This is a genomic window from Corynebacterium sp. 401_CJEI, from assembly GCF_001076435.1.
Classification (GTDB): domain Bacteria; phylum Actinomycetota; class Actinomycetes; order Mycobacteriales; family Mycobacteriaceae; genus Corynebacterium; species Corynebacterium jeikeium_D.
This window is the reverse complement of record NZ_JVIP01000001.1, coordinates 55,355-73,652: the sequence shown is the minus strand read 5'-3', so window position 1 is coordinate 73,652 and position 18,298 is coordinate 55,355. Positions and strand designations below refer to the sequence as shown.

Below are 18,298 nucleotides of genomic sequence, written 5' to 3'. Positions count from 1 at the left end.
AATGTCCGGTATCGCAATTGTCATGATGGCACTGTTCATCATCGTCATCTGGGGCGGTCTGGCGGTCTCGCTGGTCAGCCTATCCAAGCACCCTGACGAGGTTTCCGGTGAGCTGGGAGATCACCCAGAGCTCACCAGTGAAGTACTAGGAGCACAGGAAGAGCAGTAGTTCTTCACTACTATCTCTCCCCTGCCACTCCAGGTATCTGCCTTACTCACCTACGAAATGCGGTGGTCGCTTCTCCAAGAACGCGGCCACCGCTTCCTTATGGTCGGCCGAGACCGCCAAACGAGCCTGCGCGTCCGCCTCCGCCGCAGCGGCAGACAAGGTATCCCGGCGCAGCAGAGCCTTAATCTCCTTCAGCGCGGCCGTCGGCCCCGCCGCAAACTGGGCAGCCAACTCACGTGCCCGAGTCGCTGGATTATCCACCACTTCAGTGACCAGGCCGAGGCTCAGGGCTTCGTCGGCAAGCACCTTCTTATCGAAGAACAACAGCTCACGCGCCTTCGCGTCACTGACCATGCGCGGCAGCAGCGCCGACATGCCACAGTCCGTGGCCAGGCCAATCGACGGGAACGCCGCCTTGAACGACGCCTTCGGGCCCGCGATACGGAAATCACAGTGCAGCGCCAACGACCAGCCGGCACCCGCCGCAGCACCTTCGATAGCTGCAATAACCGGAACGTTAATCGCGGTCAGCTCCGCGACCATCGGGTTGTACTCCTCGACAACCTTGCCCATGCCGGCGCCGGACTGCAGGTCAGAAATGTGCTCCTTCAAATCCTGGCCCGTACAAAACGCCTTCGGCCCGCCGAGCAGGATAACAGCGCGCACATCCGGCTCCTGCGCACGCTCAAAAGCGGCTTTCAGCTCCAAGCGGAGATTCTTATCCAGGGAGTTATAGGCATCCGGGCGGTCGATGGTGATGGCTAGAATGCCGTCGGAAAAGTCTTGAGTAACGTTGCTCATAACCTCGCAGGTTATCGCAATCTCCCCCGCCTCGGACGCACTTTTGCACCAAATCACTCGCCGCGAGTAACAAGGGACACATGACACTTCCACGCCCCGCCACGCCTGACGACGTCCACGAGATCGTCGACCTCATCAAAGACCTGGCGGCCTACGAAAAAGAACCCGATGCCGTCCGACTGACCCCCGAGCGCCTGCGCGAACAGCTCTTCGGGGACAACCCTGCGATTTTCTGCCACGTCGTCGACTCCACATCCGGAAATTTGGACGACGGCGCCGGTGGCGGTGATGGTGGCGATGGCGTTGGTGGCGGTGTTGAAGGCAGCCCGCGCCTCGACGGCATTGCACTGTGGTTCCTCAACTACTCCACCTGGGAAGGCACCCACGGCATCTACCTCGAAGACCTCTACGTCCGCCCCGAGGCACGCGGCACCGGCAAGGGCAAAGCACTGCTGCAGAACCTCGCGCGAATTGCCGTGGAGCGAGGCTACTCACGTGTCGAGTGGTGCGTCCTGAAGTGGAATCAACCCTCCATCGATTTCTACCGCTCCCTCGGCGCCTTCCCCATGGACGAATGGGACACCTTCCGCCTCACCGGCAGCGCCCTGCGTGACTTCGGGGCGTAACAGACGGCAGCGCGTGGTGCGGCGGTACGGCGGTGCAGCTGCGGTGCGTTTGCGCGGTGAAAAGTCCGGATGTGGATAACTGCTAAACCGGCTGACTTATCCACAGCCTGCCCCCATAGGCGTTGTCCCCCTACATCCGGACTTTTACCTTCAAAGGCATGACAGTTCTTGGGACGCTCGCCGCACTGGCCTCGCGCGGAATGGACACGCTAGCGGAACTCCACGCCGCGCGTCCCGACGGCCACGACGCCACCTCCCACCTGGCGGCAACCCTCGGCCTTGACCCGGCGCGCCTCCGGCTTTTGCTACGCGTCGCCGCCCACTATCTCCAACCCGCTGACACCGAGGAAAACACCAAAGCCCGCGAAGACGCCACCGCCCTTGCGCGCCAGCTCGGCCTCAGCCTGGACACCTGCGTGCTTATCGACAAGCGCAGCCGCCAAGCCAACAACGCCGAACTCCACGACAACCTCCGCCTCACATTCGTCGCTGCCGCCAAACGCCTCGGCTTCGAAGAACTCGATCTCTACATGCGGGAAACTCTCACCGAGCTCAACACCGAAGACGAGCCACCCCAGCATCTGCGCGCCCGATTTTCCCGGAAGGTAGACATCCGGGGAATGAAGCACTTCCACATCTCCGGCCCCTCGGATATGCTCGACAATCTCCTGTCGCCGCTTACCATCCGTGCCGCAGAAATCCGGAAGTCCCATCCGGAGTTTTCCCACGACCGCTGCGTCGGCCAAGCGCTTGCCGAGCGCCTCGAGCATGCCGATGCCGCAACGCCCGTCGACAAGCTCGATGAAATGCGCTACCAACCCGCCATCATCATCACCGCACAAGACCTCATCGACTACAGCCCGCGATTCGCCGCCACCACCAACGGCTCTGCGCTCGCCCCCGACGTCTTCCTCAACGCCCTACTCGCCGACACCGGGTGGGCCGTGCTTTACGACGAACACAGCGCCATTACGGACTTATTTCCCATCGGCAACCCCCGCCTGGCGACTGAAGAGCAGCGCATCGCGATGCTCATCGACAACCCCATCTGCGCCTGGCCCGGCTGTGAACGCCCCGCCTATAGCGGACAAGCGCACCACCTAGTCGCCCACAAACACGGCGGCACAACCACGCTGGACAACCTCACCATGGTCTGCCGCGAACACAACGGGCTTAACGACGACGACCGGGAAGGACGCAACGGCCACCTCGAACGCATCCCCACGTCCGGACATATTCGATGGCGCCCGCCGGACAAAACTCGACCGCCCCTGTTTAGTAACTCGTTTGTGACGTCAATGTCCGGGAGGTCGTACGCGGGGTATCGAGCGGGTACGACGAAACAGCTTGGGCCGGAGCCACCACCTCCGGACTAAAACCCGGATGTATGGGAAAACCCGTCCTAGCGCACTGCTAGAACGGGTACTTGCGCTGCAAAAACGCAGAATTAGATGAGGTTCCAGTCCTCGATGCCGTCGTAAAGCGGGAATTCCTGAGCGATCTTCGAAACACGAGCACGCAGGGAGTCAACATCCGCATTCTTGCCGGCGGCGAGAGCAGTACCGATGACATCGGCGACCTCGGTGAAGGCCTTCTCGTCGAGACCGCGGGTGGCCAGCGCCGGAGTACCGATACGAAGTCCGGATGTAACCATCGGAGGACGCGGGTCAAACGGAACAGCATTCCGGTTGACGGTGATACCAACAGCGTGGAGTAGATCCTCGGCCTCCTGGCCGTTCATCTCCGAATTGCGCAAATCCGCCAGAACCAGGTGGACATCGGTGCCGCCAGTGAGAACATCGACGCCAGCCTCGGCGCAGTCGGCAGCGGTGAGACGCTCAGCCAGGATGCGGGCACCGGCGAGAGTGCGCTGCTGGCGCTCCTTGAACTCCTCGGTACCAGCAATCTTCAGCGCCACGGCCTTGCCGGCGATAGCGTGCATCAGCGGACCACCCTGCTGCCCCGGGAAAACAGCGGAGTTCAGCTTCTTGGCGTACTCCTGCTTGGCCAAAATCATGCCCGAACGAGGGCCACCGAGAGTCTTGTGAACGGTGGTCGACACAACGTCAGAATGCGGAACCGGCGACGGGTGCAGACCGGCGGCAACCAAACCTGCGAAGTGCGCCATGTCCGTCCACAGCTTCGCGCCGACCTCATCGGCGATGGAGCGGAAAGCTTCGAAGTCGAGGTGGCGCGGGTACGCCGACCAACCTGCGATGAGGACATCCGGCTTTTCTGCGAGCGCCTGCTCACGCACCTTGTCCATATCGATCCGCATAGTGTCCTTGTCCACACCGTATGCGGCGACGTGGTAGAGCTTGCCGGAGAAGTTCAGCTTCATGCCGTGGGTCAGGTGACCGCCGTGTGCCAGGTCGAGGCCCATAATCTTGTCACCGGCGTTGATTAGCGCATGCAGAACGGCAGCGTTGGCCTGCGCGCCTGCGTGCGGCTGAACGTTGGCGAACTCAGCGCCGAAGAGCTCCTTGGCGCGGTTGCGTGCCATGTCCTCGACGACGTCGACGTATTCGCAGCCGCCGTAGTAACGACGACCCGGGTATCCTTCGGCGTACTTGTTGGTCAGAACCGAGCCCTGAGCCTGCAGCACTGCACGTGGAACAAAGTTCTCACTAGCAATCATTTCGAGCATGTCACGCTGACGAGAGAGCTCCCCTGCCATTGCCTCTGCGAGGTCGGGATCGAGTTCACGCAGCGATTGGTAGCGGACATCGTTATTGTTAGCCCCGGTCATGAGTAGGTTTTCGACCTTTCAATAAAACTTCAATGCCACAGGCCATGCTAGCCCTTTATGGGGCAAACCACGAAAGCAGCACCAATCAAGCATGCCCCCTTTATTGACTCGTTTTCCGGTTTTCGGCACCCCCTTGGCACAATTGGAAGTATGACGCGCGCAACATCCCCCAGCCCGTACGTCGAGTTCAAACGCGAGCAGTGGCGCGAAATGCGCAAGAATATGCCTCTGGTGCTGACGGAAGAGGAAGCTGAACGACTTTCCGGTATCGGTGAAAACATCGACCTGGACGAAGTCGCCGAGGTCTATCTTCCGCTTTCCCGGTTGATTCATATGCGTGTGGCGGCGCATCGGGAGCTGAACGCTGTAACGTCGAACTTCCTTGGGGAAAATCCTTCGAAGGGGGCGTCGGTGCCGTTTATTATCGGCGTCGCGGGTTCGGTGGCGGTCGGCAAGTCAACGACGGCGCGTTTGCTGCAGGTACTGCTCGAGCGCTGGGAGACTAATCCGCGGGTGGACTTGGTCACCACTGATGGCTTCCTCTACCCTTCTGAGGAATTGAATCGCCGTGGCATTATGCAGCGCAAGGGGTATCCGGAGTCGTATGATCAGCGTGCGTTGATGCGGTTTGTCACGGCGGTGAAGTCGGGGGCGCGGCATGTGAAGGCGCCGGTGTATTCGCACACGCTCTATGACCGGGTGCCGGATGAGTTCGTCGATGTCGATCGTCCGGACATTCTCATTCTCGAGGGGCTCAACGTTTTGCAGACGGGCCCGACGCTGATGATTTCCGATCTTTTCGATTTCAGTGTCTACGTCGATGCCCCGCGCGCGGACATCGAACGCTGGTACATTAATCGTTTCCTCAGTCTCCGCCAGACGGCGTTTCGCGCTCCGGGCGCGCACTTCGCGGATTACGCCACGCTTGACGACGAAGCTGCGGCCGAGGTGGCCCGACGCATTTGGCAGCAGGTGAACTTGCCGAACCTGACGGAAAATATTTTGCCCACTCGAGTGCGGGCGTCATTAGTTCTTACGAAGTCTCGGGACCACAAGGTTTCGAGGGTCCGGATGCGCAAACTCTAACATCCGGAAATTTTTCCGGATGTAGGGAGGTTATTTGCCGAAGCGGCGTGAGCGCTGCGAAAAGTCTCGAAGTGCGCGGAGGAAGTCGATGCGGCGGAATTCGGGCCAGTAGGTATCGGTGAACCAAATCTCGGAGTAGGCGGTTTGCCAGAGAAGGAAGCCGCTGAGCCGCTGTTCTCCGGAAGTGCGGATGACTAGATCGGGGTCCGGTTGTCCGGATGTGTAGAGGCGGCGAGAAATGGCATCGGTGGTGATGCGCTCCTCAAGCTCGGAAGCATCGATTCCCTCGGCGACTGATTCCCGGATGATTCTGCGTACTGCGTCGACGATTTCCTGCCGGCCGCCGTAGCCAACGGCGATGTTGACCTGGATGCCGGTGTTGTTCGCGGTGACTTCTTCGTCGTGACGCAGCCGGGCGGTCATTCTTTCCGGAAGGAGCTCGAGGTGGCCGACCATGCGCAGGCGCACGTCGTTAGGCGATTGCGCCAATTCGTCGACGACGTCGGCGATGATGTCGAACAGTAATTCCAGCTCTTCGGGGTCTCGCCCGAGGTTTTCGGTGGAGAGCAGGTAGATGGTGACCAGCTCGATTTCCTGCTCGGCGCACCAGCCGACGAATTCTGCGATTTTGCGGGAGCCGACGCGGTGGCCGTGGCTGACGTCGGTGAATCCAGCCTCCCTCGCCCAGCGGCGGTTGCCATCGGCCATGATGGCAACGTGCTTGGGGCGAGGTTTTCCTTCTAGCTCTTGGGCTAGTTTGCGCTCGTAGAGCGGATAGGCGATCCGCCGGAGTGAGGACGGCTGGTTTTCTTTCACATATGTAACCCTACCCAATGGGCACGGCCACTTTGTGCTTAGTCGCGTGCCTGCCGACGCTTCCGAACTTCTGCCGCAAGCGTACGCAGCAGCCGGTCGGTGGTTTCCCAATCCATGCACGCATCGGTGACGGACTTGCCGTATACGAGGCCCTTACGACCATCGGTAATTTTTTGCGCGCCGGCTTCGAGGAAGGACTCCATCATGATGCCGGTGATGCGCTCGTCGCCGCCCCCGATGAGCTTGCCGAGCTCCTCAACGACCTCGGCCTGGCGCACCTCGGATTTTCCGGAATTGGCGTGGGAGGCATCCACCATGATGCTGACGGTTTGCTCGGCCTTGTTCAGGCGCGCTTCGGCGTCGTTAAGCGATTCTTCGTCCCAGTTCGGGCCGGAGGTGCCACCGCGGAGGATGATGTGGCAGTTGTGGTTGCCGGCGGTTTCGACGACGGCGGCGCGGCCTTGGTCGTTCATGCCGAAGAAGAAGTGCGGGTTTGCTGCGGAGACCAGCGAGTCCACGGCGACCTGGACGTTGCCGTCGGTGCCGTTCTTGAAGCCGATGGGCACGGAAAGTCCGGAAGCGAGCTGACGGTGGACCTGCGACTCCGTGGTACGCGCACCGATCGCGCCCCAGGAGACGGCGTCGGAAATGTACTGCGGGCTGTTGGGCTCGAGGAATTCGGCGCCGGCGGGCAGGCCGGTGCGCAGGACCTCGATGAGTACCTCGCGGGCCATGTGCAGGCCCTTGTTGATTTTGAAGGAGCTATCCAGGTCGGGGTCGTTGATGAGTCCCTTCCAGCCGACGGTGGTGCGCGGCTTTTCGAAGTAGACGCGCATGACGACCAGCAGGTCCTCGTCGAGCTCATCGGCGGTGGCCTTCAGGCGGCGGGCGTAGTCGATGGCGGCCTCAGGGTCGTGAATGGAGCACGGGCCGACAACGACCAGCAGACGATCGTCTTCACGGGCGATGACGCGGGCGACGTCGAGTCGCGACTGCTCTACCTCGTTAACCAGGTTTGGGGTCAGTGGCTGTTTGGCCATGACCTCTTCTGGGGAGGGCAGGTCGTGGAAGGCTACGACGCGGCGGTTCGCGGTCGAGGCGGGGGCTTCGAGGGAAGTTGGAGGGGTCATCTGAGGTCTCTTTTCTCTGGGTGATTAGTTGCGCATTTTGGCTGTAGATACGACAAAAGGCAGCGCCCCGATTGGTTGGGGCTGCTGCCTTTGGCTCCGGTTGGTGGCGACGTGACGATTAGCCGCCGGCTGTGACTATGTCGTCACTGCCTCCGGAGCCTTCGAAAAATAAAATCGCCACATACGCATGCGCTTGACTGTAGCGCACTGCCTAGAATCCCGCAATTCGAACTCCAAATCCCGCCACATGGGACGCAATCAGGGGTGCACACATCGCCCGTCGTCAAGCGGCGCGCACATGCCTTGACGCTAACTACTCCGCTTCACGACGCTGCTCTGCTGCAGCCATCGCTTTATCCACGGCCTCGGAATCGAAGGGATCCATGCCGTGCGCCTCTGCGAACTTCCGGCGAGCAGCCATGCGCTTCGCGCGGCGCGAGAGATCCCAGCCGAGAGCCAGGATGACGATGAGCAAAACGACAATGATGAGCAGGCCAATAGGAGAGGCCTTACCGAAGTCAGCACCCCGCGGACCAGTGGGGTTCTGCGCCAGGAAAATTGTCGTGCGAGCCGCCAAGGCATCGAAGCTTTCAATCATGAGTTCCAGCTTAGCGTTAATTCCGGACTATTCCGCGTCGGGGTCGATACCAGCGAAGAGATCGGTCTCTGGCAGCTCGGTCTGCACGCGAGTGCGGGCGAGTTCAAACTCTTCGGTCGGCCAAACGCGCTGCTGAATGTCTACCGGCACGGCGAAGAATGGCCCGTTCGGATCGATCTGCGTGGCGTGCGCCAGCAGCGCCTGATCCCGCTGCTGGAAGTAATCGCCGCACTCGACCTGCGTGGTCACGCGGGTCATGATGTCGCCGGGAGTCTTAGTCCAACGACGGAAGGACTCGGCCAGCGGGCTTTCCAAGCCGTTGTCGCGGTAGTAGTTATCCAGCGCGATGAGGCGCGCCTTGATGAAACCGTGGGTGTAGTAGAGCTTGGAAATCTCCCATGGTTCACCGAGCTCGGGGTACTTATCCGTTCCGGACTCCAGCCAAGCGCGCATGGACACGATATGGGTCATGATGTGGTCCGGGTGCGGGTAGCCACCGTTTTCGTCGTAAGTAATGACGACGTGCGGGCGGAATTCCCGGATGGCCCGGATGAGAGGCTTCGTCGCATCCTCGACCGATTGGCGAGCAAACACACCGTGCGACAGCACCGGCACCGGGTTGCCCGCAGGCAGACCGGAGTCGGTAAAGCCGAGCCACTCATGTTCAACACCGAGAATCTCAGCGGCTGCAGCCATTTCGTTAACGCGCACCGCGGCGATATTCTCCCGCACCTCCGGCCGATCCATCGCCGGGTTGAGAATGCTACCGGCCTCACCGCCGGTGCAGGTCACCACTTTGACGCGATGCCCTTCCGCCGCATATCGGGCCATTGTTGCGGCGCCCTTGCTCGATTCGTCATCAGGATGAGCGTGAATCGCCATCAGACGAAGTGCCAATTGAAGTCACTCCCGCTACTATCTCAGTCCATGTTTTCTGGCCGAGGCCGGGGCCCTTCGACCGCAACGATGCTACTACAGCACCGTTTCAATACCGCCCCACTATAGCGCTGCACCATCATATGACCACGCAGCATCGCTACTCGGTGGAACAACATAGCAGCAGGACACTGCGCCACACCAGAAAGATTGTTTAACTGTCAACATTTTACCACGTCGACCAAGAACTCCGATAGGCTAAAAAACATGGCTGAAAGTTCGGAGCGAAACACCCGAAATACCGCAGCGCCGAAGCGACAGCGCGAGCGCTATGGGGATAATAATCGCACTCTCCCTGCGAAATTGGTTGTCATCGCTATTGTTGGCATGCTCGTCATCGCCGGCGCATACATCTTCGTTCAGATGAACCGCGTCTCCGCCCCGGATGTCTCTGCAACGCAAGCGGGCTGGAGCCGCACTCCAGGTAAGGAAGATGAGCAGTTCATCTTCACGCTGGACGTCACCCGCGAAAAGCCGGAGCTGGATAGCTACTGCATCATCTACGCGCTGAACTATGACGTGGCAGAGGTCGGCCGTCGCGACGTATTCATCCCGGGCGGCGGCCCCGCTACGGTGCGTATGGACGTCCCCATTGCCACCCGCGAGCTGGCCGTCGCAGGCGATGTCTACGGCTGCTCCACCGACATTCCGGAGTTCCTCGCACCTGCGAAGTAACCTCCTTTCGCAACTGAGGATTATGCGCTTCCACGGCACGTCGTAAAGCGTGCGCGACAACACTCCGACGCGCCTGTTATTGCCATGTGGCGTGACAGTGCTATCCTGTGACGCAGCCGACGGCCCCAAGCGGGGCCGCTTTTGTATTAAATAGCCAAAACACAGGAGGAACCATGACTGAGGCAAAGAACAATAGCCCATGGCTCACCCAGGAGTCCTACGACAAGCTCAAGGGCGAGCTTGAGGCGCTATATGAAAACCGCCCGGTCATCGCCGCCGAGATTAACGAGCGCCGCGAAGAGGGCGACTTGAAGGAAAACGCCGGCTACGATGCCGCTCGTGAGCAGCAGGGACAGGAAGAGGCACGCATCCGCTACCTCGAAGACCTGCTCCAGCGCGCCACCGTCGGCGAGATTCCGCAGGAGTCCGGTGTGGCTCTGGTCGGCACCGTGGTCCACGTCTACTACGACGGCGACGAAGACGACACCGAGACCTTCCTCATCGGTACCCGTGGCGCTGACTCCTCCAACCCGAACCTGGAGACCTACTCCACCGATTCCCCGCTGGGCAAGGCTCTGGTCGGCGCTAAGGAGGGCGAGACCCGCACTTACGCTTCCCCGAGCGGCGACGAAGTGTCTGTCACTGTGGTCAAGGCTGAGCCGTACGACCCGGAGATGGACGCCTAAGCGCTCCCGGCGTTAGACCGCCTCAACCCAGGCGGCAACTTCGGGCCACAGTGCCCGATTCTTGGACCGATAGAAGCCCATATGGCCTATCGGTCCATTTTTTGTGCCCTCTCCCGCTTCAATAACGCGCTTTACGACGTCACACTGAACAGCCTGATCGGTCAATATGTCGACTGCCAACAACAAAGCGCCGGCCACCCGTAATAACGGGCTAACCGGCGCTTGTGCGTTAGTTAGTTTTCTAGCGTTTAGTCCCTGAAGTAGGACAGCAGACGCAGAATCTCGGTGTAGAGCCAGACCAGGGTCACAGCCAGGCCGAGGGCGACACCCCAGGCGTACTGAGCCGGAGCGCCAGCGCGGACCAGGCGGTCAGCCTGATCGAAGTCAATCAGGAAGCTGAAGGCTGCCAGGCCGATGCAGACCAGCGAGAAGATGATCGACAGCATGCCGCCGTCACGCAGCGGGAAGCCCAGGCCGAACAGGGAGAGCACCAGGTTGCCCAGCATGAGGACCAGGACACCAATCAGAGCCGCACTCATAAAACGGGTGAACTTCGGGGTCACGCGGATAGCGCCCGACTTGTAGACGAAGAGCATACCGATGAAGACACCCAGGGTGGCCAGCACTGCCTGCATAATCAGCGCACCTGCGGCAACGCCCTGAATTGGAGCGGTGAACATGAAGCTGATGCCACCGACGAAGAGCCCCTCGAAGGCCGCGTAGGTGAGGGTAACCGGCGCGGAGCCGTACTTCTTGCCGAAGGTGGACACCAAAACAGTAATCAGACCACCGATGGCGCCGACAATGGTCAGAATCATGGCCAGGCTGGTGGAGACACTGACGGCAATGAAGAAGTTGACTGCAGCCAGAACAATGATGGTTGCCAGCGTGATGCCGGTCTTGGAAACGACATCGTCGACCGTCATCGGACGGTAGTCGGCGGCAACCTGCGACTGGTACGGGTTATCCCCGTAGCCAGCGCCCATCTGACCTTGGCCGTAGTGATGTGCGCCCGCCTGTCCGCGGGCGACGGTCTTAGTAAGTGAACTGAATGCAGGATTGCTGCTTTCGCGCACGTCGTCCTTCTTTCTTTTCTCAGTTTTTCTTACGTTTTGTATTCAGGCACACGCGCGTACGTTTGCCTACACTTTCTACAACGGGCGATGTAAAGGTATTGTTCCCAACCCTGAAAAACAGTTAGTATCAAGGTAATTCCTCGCCTGCTGGCGGTGATTTTGTAATCGCGGAAACACTCACAGTCGCCAGGCGTGGGCACCACATGAGTGATTATGAAACAGGAGGTTGGTCAAGATGTCTGATGGCCTTGACTACGATCCGGATACCACTGGTGATTTCGACGAGACCACGCTCGATGGCTCGGAAGGGCTCGATGGCGACTTCCTCACCGGTGATGGCGAGAATTATGTAATGGATCCGCCGGACCGCTGGCGGGGCGCTTCTCCGCATGACACCCTCGGCAAGCGGTTGGCCGAGGAAAAGCCGGACATCGACGTCGACGACGATCTGGATGATGACCCGGAGATGCGCTACGGCGATGTCGACGGCCACGAACCGTTCGAGTTCGGCAACGATGGCCCGCGCGACCCGGACCGCAACCGTCGGATGGGCTGGACTACTTACTAAAGTTTTCTAAGTTTTTGTAGTTTTGCCAAATTTACTATCTCGGGGCGCCGCGCAACAGTAGTATCTGTGCCATGACAGCATCTACTGCTACGACAAACCGAACTACCATCCGCAATCCGCTTAACGACGAGCTCGTTGCCCGCCTTCTTCAGCGCGTCACGGTAGCTGATAAGTCGAAGACCGCCACTATCTCGGCACCATTTACCGGCCAGGAGCTGGCGCAGATTCCTGTCGGTACCCAGGCCGATGTCGACGAGGCCTTCAAGCGTGCCCGTGCCGCGCAGAAGAAGTGGGCCCGCATGGCGCCGGAAAAGCGCGGCGAAGTGCTGCACCACTTCCACGACCTGCTCTTTACCCACTGCGACCAGGTGCTGGACCTGCTGCAGGCCGAGACCGGTAAAAACCGCGCCAGTGCCCACGAGGAGCTCGTACACACCGCTATCACCGCCCGCTACTACGGCAATCAGGGCCCGAAACTGCTTGAGCCGAAGCGAGCGCACGGCGCGGTCCCGGTACTTTCCAAGACCACCGTCTACCACCACCCAAAGGGCGTCGTCGGTGTTATTGCTCCGTGGAACTACCCGCTGACCCTCGCGGTTTCCGATGCGCTGGCTGCACTGATGGCCGGTAACGCCATCGTGCTCAAGCCGGACAGCACCACTCCGTTTACCGCTCTCTTCGCTGTCGATTTGCTCTACCGCGCTGGCCTTCCGGAGGATCTCTTCCAGGTCATTCCAGGTCCCGGTCGCGTTGTCGGCCAGGGCATTGTCGGTCAGTGTGACTTCCTGATGTTCACCGGCTCTTCCGAGACCGGCCGCTCGCTGGCACAGCAGTGCGGCGAACGCCTGATCAGTTTCTCCGCGGAGCTCGGCGGCAAGAACCCGCTGATTGTCGCTGAAGATGCCAACATCAACCGCGCGGTCGAGGGCGCACGCATTGGCTGCTTCACCAACTCCGGTCACCTGTGCGTGTCCATTGAGCGAATCTATGTCGTGGACTCAGTCTGGGACGAATTCGTCCCGGCATTCACCGACCGCGTGAAGGCAATGTCCATCGGCGCTGGCTACGAGTGGGAAACCGAGATGGGCTGCCTGCAGTCGCAGGGCCAGTTCGACACCGTCAAGTCCATGGTCGACGAGGCTATCGAGGCCGGCGCCACCGTGCTGGCCGGCGGTCGTCCTCGCCCGGATCTGGGACCGCTGTTCTACGAGCCGACCGTGCTTACCGACGTCCCGGAGGGCGTCGCCCTGCTGACCGAAGAGGTATTCGGCCCGGTGGTAGTCCTCCAGCGTGTCTCGGACGTCCATGAGGCTATCGCCAAGTCCAACGATTCCCGTTATGGCCTCAACGCTTCGCTGTGGACCTCCCCGCGTCGCGCAAAGGAGCTGGCTCCACAGCTTGAGGCCGGTACCGTCAATGTCAACGATGGTTTTGCTGCGGCCTTCGCGTCTGTCGATGCCCCGATGGGTGGTTTCAAGGATTCGGGTGTGGGCCGTCGTCAAGCAGCGGGCGGCCTGCTGAAGTACACCGATGAGCAGACAGTGACCGTGCAGCGTCTTTCCCCGGTGTCGATGCCGCAGATGCCGCGTGAGCTGTACTCGAAGGTGTTCAACACGGCACTTGTCCTCGGCAAGAAGTTCAACGTCCTGCCGTAATCCGCATGTAGCGCGCACAAATAGCAAACGGCCAGGTCAGAAAACTCTCTGACCTGGCCTTTTGGTGCCCCCAGTGGGACTCGAACCCACACTGAAAGGATTTTAAGTCCTCTGCCTCTGCCAATTGGGCTATAGGGGCCCCTAAGAAAGATTAATGGGCGATATGGGTGTCTACCAAACTCGCCACAATTCCGTCGAGGATATCCTTCTCGCTGATGTAGAAAAAGCGCTGCTCTTCCTTCGCTGCCTCGGAAAGCGGCAGCGCCTCAAACATGTCCATCAGACCGTCCACAATGATGGAACCGCCGGCGAAGACATCCGCGCGCTTCGGATGCATCACGGGATTGGCAGCGAGGGACTCCGCGTCGGTCTCAATCACGGACGCGGTCAGCGCACGCAACGCCGCAAAGCGCAGCTGCGACAGGTGGATTGCCTCCGGGTCGTAGGTTTCTAGGCCCTGCGCCAGCGCCGACAGCGTGGTGAAGGTCCCGGCGCAGCCGACGATGGTGCGAGCCTTGTCGACAGGCACCTTCGCAACAATCTCGTCGGCCAGCTCCGCAACATACGAACGCGCCTCCTGGACCTGTTCCGCCGTCGGTGGCGAGGCCTGCAGGAACCGTTCGGTCAAGCGCACACTGCCCATAGCCACGGAATCAGAACCGGCTACCGTACCATCGTGGTCACCGACAATTACCTCGGTGGAGCCACCGCCGACGTCAATGACGCAATACGGACCGAGCTCGGGCTCCAAGTCATCTACCGCCCCGCGGAAGGACAGCGCGGCTTCCTCGTCGCCGGAAATAACCTCGGCCTCTGCACCCCACGGAGCGAGAATCTCGCGGGTCATGGCGAAGAAATCGTCGCGGTTGCTTGCGTCGCGTGTCGCCGATGTCGCCACCATTCGGACTGCTTGCACTTTTTCGACCTGCATAAGCTCCGCATACTTCGTCAGAGCCTCCCGCACGCGCTCCAGCGCCTCTGGAGCCAGCATGCCAGTGGCGTCCACGCCCTGGCCAAGGCGGACGATTTCCATCAGTCGGTGCAGTTCTGTGATTTCGAGAACTCCATCGACGACCTCGACCCGGCTGATAAGCAGGCGAAGCGAGTTAGTGCCGCAGTCGACGGCAGCGAGGGTCGTCATTTATCCCTCCACCCCCGGGTACGCAACACCGAGCTCGGCAATCGTGGGCCAATCTGCAGGAATCGCGGTGCCGCGCAGCTTCTCGTTCTCCGCCGCCAGCGCCACCGACTCAGTACCCAGTCGGAAGTGATCCGGCCCCTTGGCCAGCGCGTAGGCAATAAGAACGTGTAGGCACTTCACGCGCGTCGGCATGCCGCCACCGGAGAAGTCCGTGCCCAGGTCTTCCATCTCATTGCGCTCTGCCAGAAACGCCTCATGTGCACGCTGGTAATCGGCGGCGAGCTCTTCGTCGCTTTCCAGACGCGCGGTCATTTCCTTCATCACGCCAGTCGTCTCCAACCGGGAGGCCTCCGCGGTGAGTCGCGGATCAGTCAGGTAAAAGAGCGTGGGAAACGGAGTGCCATCGTCCAAGCGCGGCTTCGTCTTGACCACACCAGGAGTGCCGTCGGGGCTGCGGTAAGAGATGTCCACTACACCCCGCGGTTCACGTCCGAGCTGCTCCGCTATCACTTCCAAATCTGCGGTATCCACAGACATCGGTCACACTCCTTTTGCTTCCGTTTTTACTGACACATAATCTCACAGTCGCCTTACAAGCGCGTTGCTTCGCTTTACGACGGCACACTCCGCCGCGCATGCAACCTCACCGAGAGGCCCCAGGTAGCCCTACGGAGGTTTAGGACTCCGGTACCGTCGGCAAGCTCTCTGGCCTCGTTGCCTGATCGCGCCCCGGATTAGGGCGAGTCTCTTCGGGTTCGGGCGGGATGGAAATGGAATCCCACAGCGTCTCGTACCACTTCTTAGCCTGGTGCTGCGGAATTTCCTCCGGCTGCGTCACAGGCTGTTCGCCCACGGCCGGATCGAGGATACGGAATGGGGTCTCCCCCGGCTCTACCAGCCCCAGGCGCAGACGTGCCTGCTCCTTAACATAGGCGGGGTTGGAGTACAGCTCCTTTTCATCCTCTAACTGCTTAATTCGCTGTTCCATGCGAGCAATATTGTCCTGCGTGGCGGCGACATCCGCCTGTTGTTGTGCAAAAGTCCGCAGCGGAATTGCGAGAACAGATACTAAGAAAAGCACCAGCAGACCAATGCCGATCTTCTGTGCTGTGCTCAGCGAGCGCATTCCCGATGCGATTGCCGCTGCCGAACGCTGCCCCGCCCCTGCAGGGCGCGACTGTGTTCCGCGGCGAGATCGGTCCGATGCACTCATGCCCCACACTCTACCCGACCGCCAGCCGATGAAATAACAAAAACCCGCCCACAACCACGTGCGTGGTGCGGACGGGCAGTGCTAGACGCAGCTTTCGCAGCGCCTCAGCTCTTTACTTGAAGCGCGGGAAAGCGCTGCGGCCAGCGTAGACTGCGGCATCGCCGAGGTACTCTTCGATGCGCAGCAGCTGGTTGTACTTAGCAACGCGCTCGGAGCGAGCCGGAGCACCGGTCTTGATCTGGCCACAGTTCAGGCCGACGGCCAGGTCAGCGATGGTGGTGTCCTCAGTCTCACCGGAGCGGTGGGACATCATGGACTTGTAGCCGGCGTTGTGAGCCATTGCGACGGCCTCGAAGGTCTCGGACAGGGTACCGATCTGGTTGACCTTGACCAGCAGAGCGTTAGCGGCCTTCTTCTCAATGCCCTCTGCCAGACGCTTCGGGTTGGTGACGAAGAAGTCGTCGCCGACGATCTGGACCTTGTCACCAAGCTGAGCAGTCAGGGTGGTGTAGCCCTCCCAGTCATCCTCCTGCAGCGGATCCTCGATGGAGACGATGGCGTAGTTCTCAACCAGGTCAGCGTAGACAGCTGCCATCTCCTCAGCGGTGTGCTCGCCGCCCTCGAAGTGGTACTTGCCGTCCTTGAAGAACTCGGAAGAAGCGACGTCGAGAGCCAGAGCGACATCGTCGCCCAACTTGTAGCCTGCGGCCTCAATTGCCTCAACAATCAGGTCCAGTGCAGCCTTGGTGGAGTCAACCGACGGAGCGAAGCCGCCCTCATCACCGAGGCCAGTGGACAGGCCCTTGTCCTTAATGACCTTCTTGAGTGCGTGGTAGACCTCAGCACCGACGCGCAGTGCTTCCTTGAAGGTCGGGGCGCCAATCGGAGCAATCATGAACTCCTGGACGTCAACGCCGGAGTCAGCGTGTGCGCCACCGTTGAGGATGTTCATCATCGGAACCGGCAGAACGTGACCGTTCGGGCCGCCGACGTAGCGGAACAGATCCAGGCCAGCGGACTCAGCAGCAGCCTTGGCAACAGCCATGGAAACACCCAGGATTGCGTTAGCACCCAGGCGGGACTTGTTGTCGGTGCCGTCCAGCTCAATCATGGTCTTGTCAACCAGACGCTGGTCCTCAGCCTCGAGGCCAATAATTGCGTCCTCAATCTCCTCGAGCACAGCGCGGACAGCCTTCTCGACCCCCTTGCCCAGGTAACGGTCTCCGCCATCGCGGAGCTCGTGTGCCTCATGAACGCCGGTGGAGGCACCGGACGGAACCGCAGCGCGGCCCACAGCGCCGTCTTCCAACAGCACCTCAACCTCAACGGTCGGGTTACCACGGGAGTCCAGAATTTCGCGTGCGTTCAACTCGATGATTGCAGCCATAGGTCACCTTTCCGCCGGAACCGTTCCGGCACATGACTCCAATTGTGGCACGGTTTGCCGACCTTCGCCTTAAATCCTTTTCACCCTATGCGGGCTGATTCAGCGCATAGTTCGCCGCAGCGTCCCGAACATCGCGAAGATACTGCTCAGACTGGTTATATGAGCGAATTGCAGATGCCCACCCTTCCGGGGTGGCGAGGTCGCGTTCCCCACTGCAGAGCATCCGTGCGGTGGTCGCAGTTGCGTCGTCGATGTTGTTGGGGTCGGCGACGCCATCACCAGAAGCATCCATCGCAAAACGATGCCAGGTCTCGGGAATAAACTGCATCGGCCCCACAGCGCGGTCATACTCTGTGTCACCGTCGAGTTCACCGTTGTCAGTATCGAGAACCTCAGCAAACCCACTCGTGCCGTCCAGCGGCGGACCGATAATCGTCGGACTGACTACCCCATCGGCGCCGATATGAGCCGGCTTGAGCCAATTGCCCGAGTACGTGCCGTGATTAGTCTCCACTTTGCCCAGTCCTGCAAGCGTGTTCCACTCCAGGTGGCAGTTCGGGAACTGTTCTGCCGCAATCACATATGCGTTGCCGTAGGCGCGGAGAGCGTCCTCAGAAATACCCGTCTTCGGGGAAATCTGCTGCGCCCACTGTCGGAGCTGTTCCGAGGTGCGCCCGGGCGCGTTGACATCAATCATCGGCGGTGGCTCAGCCGCAGCAGGCGGCACATTATCCGGAATCGGCTTCTTGGTCAACGACGGGATTACGGGTCCAGTGAACATAGCCAACGCCCCAACCGTGCCAATGATGATCAGCACCGCCAGGGAGGTTAGACCGAGGCAGCCACAGCCTCTCGAGGACTTCTTTTTCCCCTTACTGCGGCCACGCGGCTTCGCCCCGCGGGGTGCGGGGTGCGCGTATTCATCAAAGGGAGAATTAGAAGGCATGGGGAATTACTCTACGGGGTAGACCGTAAAAATCACTCAA

20 protein-coding genes and 1 tRNA gene are annotated in these 18,298 nt (G+C 60.4%); 8 read left to right on the top strand and 13 right to left on the bottom strand.

Going from position 1 to position 18,298, the window contains the following annotated elements:
* The first annotated feature begins 1 nt into the window (after position 1).
* Positions 2-169 (top strand): methionine/alanine import NSS transporter subunit MetS, encoded by a 168-nt coding sequence (gene metS / locus ADM64_RS00325; RefSeq protein ID WP_048733989.1) that lies wholly within the window; start codon positions 2-4, stop codon positions 167-169.
* A gap of 42 nt (positions 170-211) precedes the next feature.
* Here metS and ADM64_RS00320 read toward each other — a convergent pair whose 3' ends face one another.
* Positions 212-970, bottom strand: coding sequence for an enoyl-CoA hydratase-related protein (locus tag ADM64_RS00320; protein WP_048733985.1), 759 nt, complete (start codon positions 968-970; stop codon positions 212-214).
* Between the two features lie 80 nt (positions 971-1,050).
* On the opposite strand from ADM64_RS00320, the gene ADM64_RS00315 reads away from it, so the two are divergent.
* Positions 1,051-1,596: a GNAT family N-acetyltransferase gene (locus tag ADM64_RS00315; RefSeq protein ID WP_049192850.1), complete on the top strand. Its 546-nt coding sequence runs from the start codon at positions 1,051-1,053 to the stop codon at positions 1,594-1,596.
* A 158-nt stretch (positions 1,597-1,754) separates the two neighbouring features.
* On the top strand, positions 1,755-2,972 hold the full coding sequence (locus ADM64_RS00310; RefSeq protein ID WP_241486300.1) for an HNH endonuclease signature motif containing protein: 1,218 nt from the start codon (positions 1,755-1,757) through the stop codon (positions 2,970-2,972).
* 71 nt (positions 2,973-3,043) lie between these two features.
* Here ADM64_RS00310 and glyA read toward each other — a convergent pair whose 3' ends face one another.
* Positions 3,044-4,345 (bottom strand): serine hydroxymethyltransferase, encoded by a 1,302-nt coding sequence (gene glyA, locus ADM64_RS00305; protein WP_049192849.1) that lies wholly within the window; start codon positions 4,343-4,345, stop codon positions 3,044-3,046.
* Positions 4,346-4,495: 150 nt separating this feature from the next.
* Here glyA and coaA point away from each other — a divergent pair, with 150 nt between their 5' ends.
* Entirely contained in the window at positions 4,496-5,431 is a 936-nt protein-coding gene (gene coaA / locus ADM64_RS00300) for a type I pantothenate kinase (protein ID WP_038626177.1), read from the top strand.
* 30 nt (positions 5,432-5,461) lie between these two features.
* On the opposite strand, the gene ADM64_RS00295 is transcribed toward coaA, so the two are convergent.
* The 4 genes from ADM64_RS00295 to mca all read right to left on the bottom strand — a co-directional run bounded on the left by ADM64_RS00295 (position 5,462) and on the right by mca (position 8,857).
* Entirely contained in the window at positions 5,462-6,247 is a 786-nt protein-coding gene (locus tag ADM64_RS00295; protein ID WP_016423188.1) for an isoprenyl transferase, read from the bottom strand.
* Positions 6,248-6,285: 38 nt separating this feature from the next.
* Positions 6,286-7,377: a 3-deoxy-7-phosphoheptulonate synthase gene (locus ADM64_RS00290; RefSeq protein ID WP_049172260.1), complete on the bottom strand. Its 1,092-nt coding sequence runs from the start codon at positions 7,375-7,377 to the stop codon at positions 6,286-6,288.
* Positions 7,378-7,690: 313 nt separating this feature from the next.
* A complete protein-coding gene (locus tag ADM64_RS00285) occupies positions 7,691-7,975 on the bottom strand; it encodes a hypothetical protein (protein ID WP_048733974.1) in 285 nt (94 codons plus the stop codon).
* A gap of 27 nt (positions 7,976-8,002) precedes the next feature.
* The gene (mca, locus tag ADM64_RS00280) at positions 8,003-8,857 is read right to left on the bottom strand and encodes a mycothiol conjugate amidase Mca (RefSeq protein ID WP_049192905.1); all 855 of its coding nucleotides are present in this window, start codon (positions 8,855-8,857) and stop codon (positions 8,003-8,005) included.
* Positions 8,858-9,118: 261 nt separating this feature from the next.
* On the opposite strand from mca, the gene ADM64_RS00275 reads away from it, so the two are divergent.
* Together ADM64_RS00275 and greA are read left to right on the top strand one after the other, a co-directional pair.
* Positions 9,119-9,586: a DUF4307 domain-containing protein gene (locus ADM64_RS00275; RefSeq protein WP_049192848.1), complete on the top strand. Its 468-nt coding sequence runs from the start codon at positions 9,119-9,121 to the stop codon at positions 9,584-9,586.
* 173 nt (positions 9,587-9,759) lie between these two features.
* On the top strand, positions 9,760-10,272 hold the full coding sequence (gene greA / locus ADM64_RS00270; protein ID WP_049192847.1) for a transcription elongation factor GreA: 513 nt from the start codon (positions 9,760-9,762) through the stop codon (positions 10,270-10,272).
* Positions 10,273-10,520: 248 nt separating this feature from the next.
* Here greA and ADM64_RS00265 read toward each other — a convergent pair whose 3' ends face one another.
* Entirely contained in the window at positions 10,521-11,348 is an 828-nt protein-coding gene (locus ADM64_RS00265; RefSeq protein ID WP_048733966.1) for a Bax inhibitor-1/YccA family protein, read from the bottom strand.
* A 235-nt stretch (positions 11,349-11,583) separates the two neighbouring features.
* Between ADM64_RS00265 and ADM64_RS00260 the strand changes: the two genes are divergently transcribed.
* Entirely contained in the window at positions 11,584-11,916 is a 333-nt protein-coding gene (locus ADM64_RS00260; RefSeq protein WP_048733964.1) for a hypothetical protein, read from the top strand.
* Positions 11,917-11,987: 71 nt separating this feature from the next.
* Positions 11,988-13,571 (top strand): succinic semialdehyde dehydrogenase, encoded by a 1,584-nt coding sequence (locus ADM64_RS00255; RefSeq protein WP_049172253.1) that lies wholly within the window; start codon positions 11,988-11,990, stop codon positions 13,569-13,571.
* Positions 13,572-13,633: 62 nt separating this feature from the next.
* Here the strand turns inward: ADM64_RS00255 and ADM64_RS00250 are convergent.
* The 6 genes from ADM64_RS00250 to ADM64_RS00225 all read right to left on the bottom strand — a co-directional run bounded on the left by ADM64_RS00250 (position 13,634) and on the right by ADM64_RS00225 (position 18,258).
* Positions 13,634-13,710: transfer RNA gene (locus tag ADM64_RS00250), tRNA-Leu, on the bottom strand.
* A 12-nt stretch (positions 13,711-13,722) separates the two neighbouring features.
* Positions 13,723-14,712 carry a Ppx/GppA phosphatase family protein gene (locus tag ADM64_RS00245; RefSeq protein ID WP_049172251.1) on the bottom strand — a complete coding sequence of 330 codons (990 nt, stop codon included), beginning with the start codon at positions 14,710-14,712 and terminating at the stop codon, positions 13,723-13,725.
* Entirely contained in the window at positions 14,713-15,249 is a 537-nt protein-coding gene (locus ADM64_RS00240; RefSeq protein ID WP_049192846.1) for a DUF501 domain-containing protein, read from the bottom strand.
* A gap of 139 nt (positions 15,250-15,388) precedes the next feature.
* The gene (locus ADM64_RS00235; RefSeq protein WP_048733957.1) at positions 15,389-15,925 is read right to left on the bottom strand and encodes an FtsB family cell division protein; all 537 of its coding nucleotides are present in this window, start codon (positions 15,923-15,925) and stop codon (positions 15,389-15,391) included.
* A gap of 112 nt (positions 15,926-16,037) precedes the next feature.
* Positions 16,038-17,312, bottom strand: a complete 1,275-nt coding sequence (eno, locus tag ADM64_RS00230; protein WP_048733955.1) for a phosphopyruvate hydratase — start codon at positions 17,310-17,312, stop codon at positions 16,038-16,040.
* An 85-nt stretch (positions 17,313-17,397) separates the two neighbouring features.
* Positions 17,398-18,258, bottom strand: coding sequence for a lytic transglycosylase domain-containing protein (locus tag ADM64_RS00225; RefSeq protein ID WP_049172246.1), 861 nt, complete (start codon positions 18,256-18,258; stop codon positions 17,398-17,400).
* Positions 18,259-18,298: the final 40 nt, after the last annotated feature.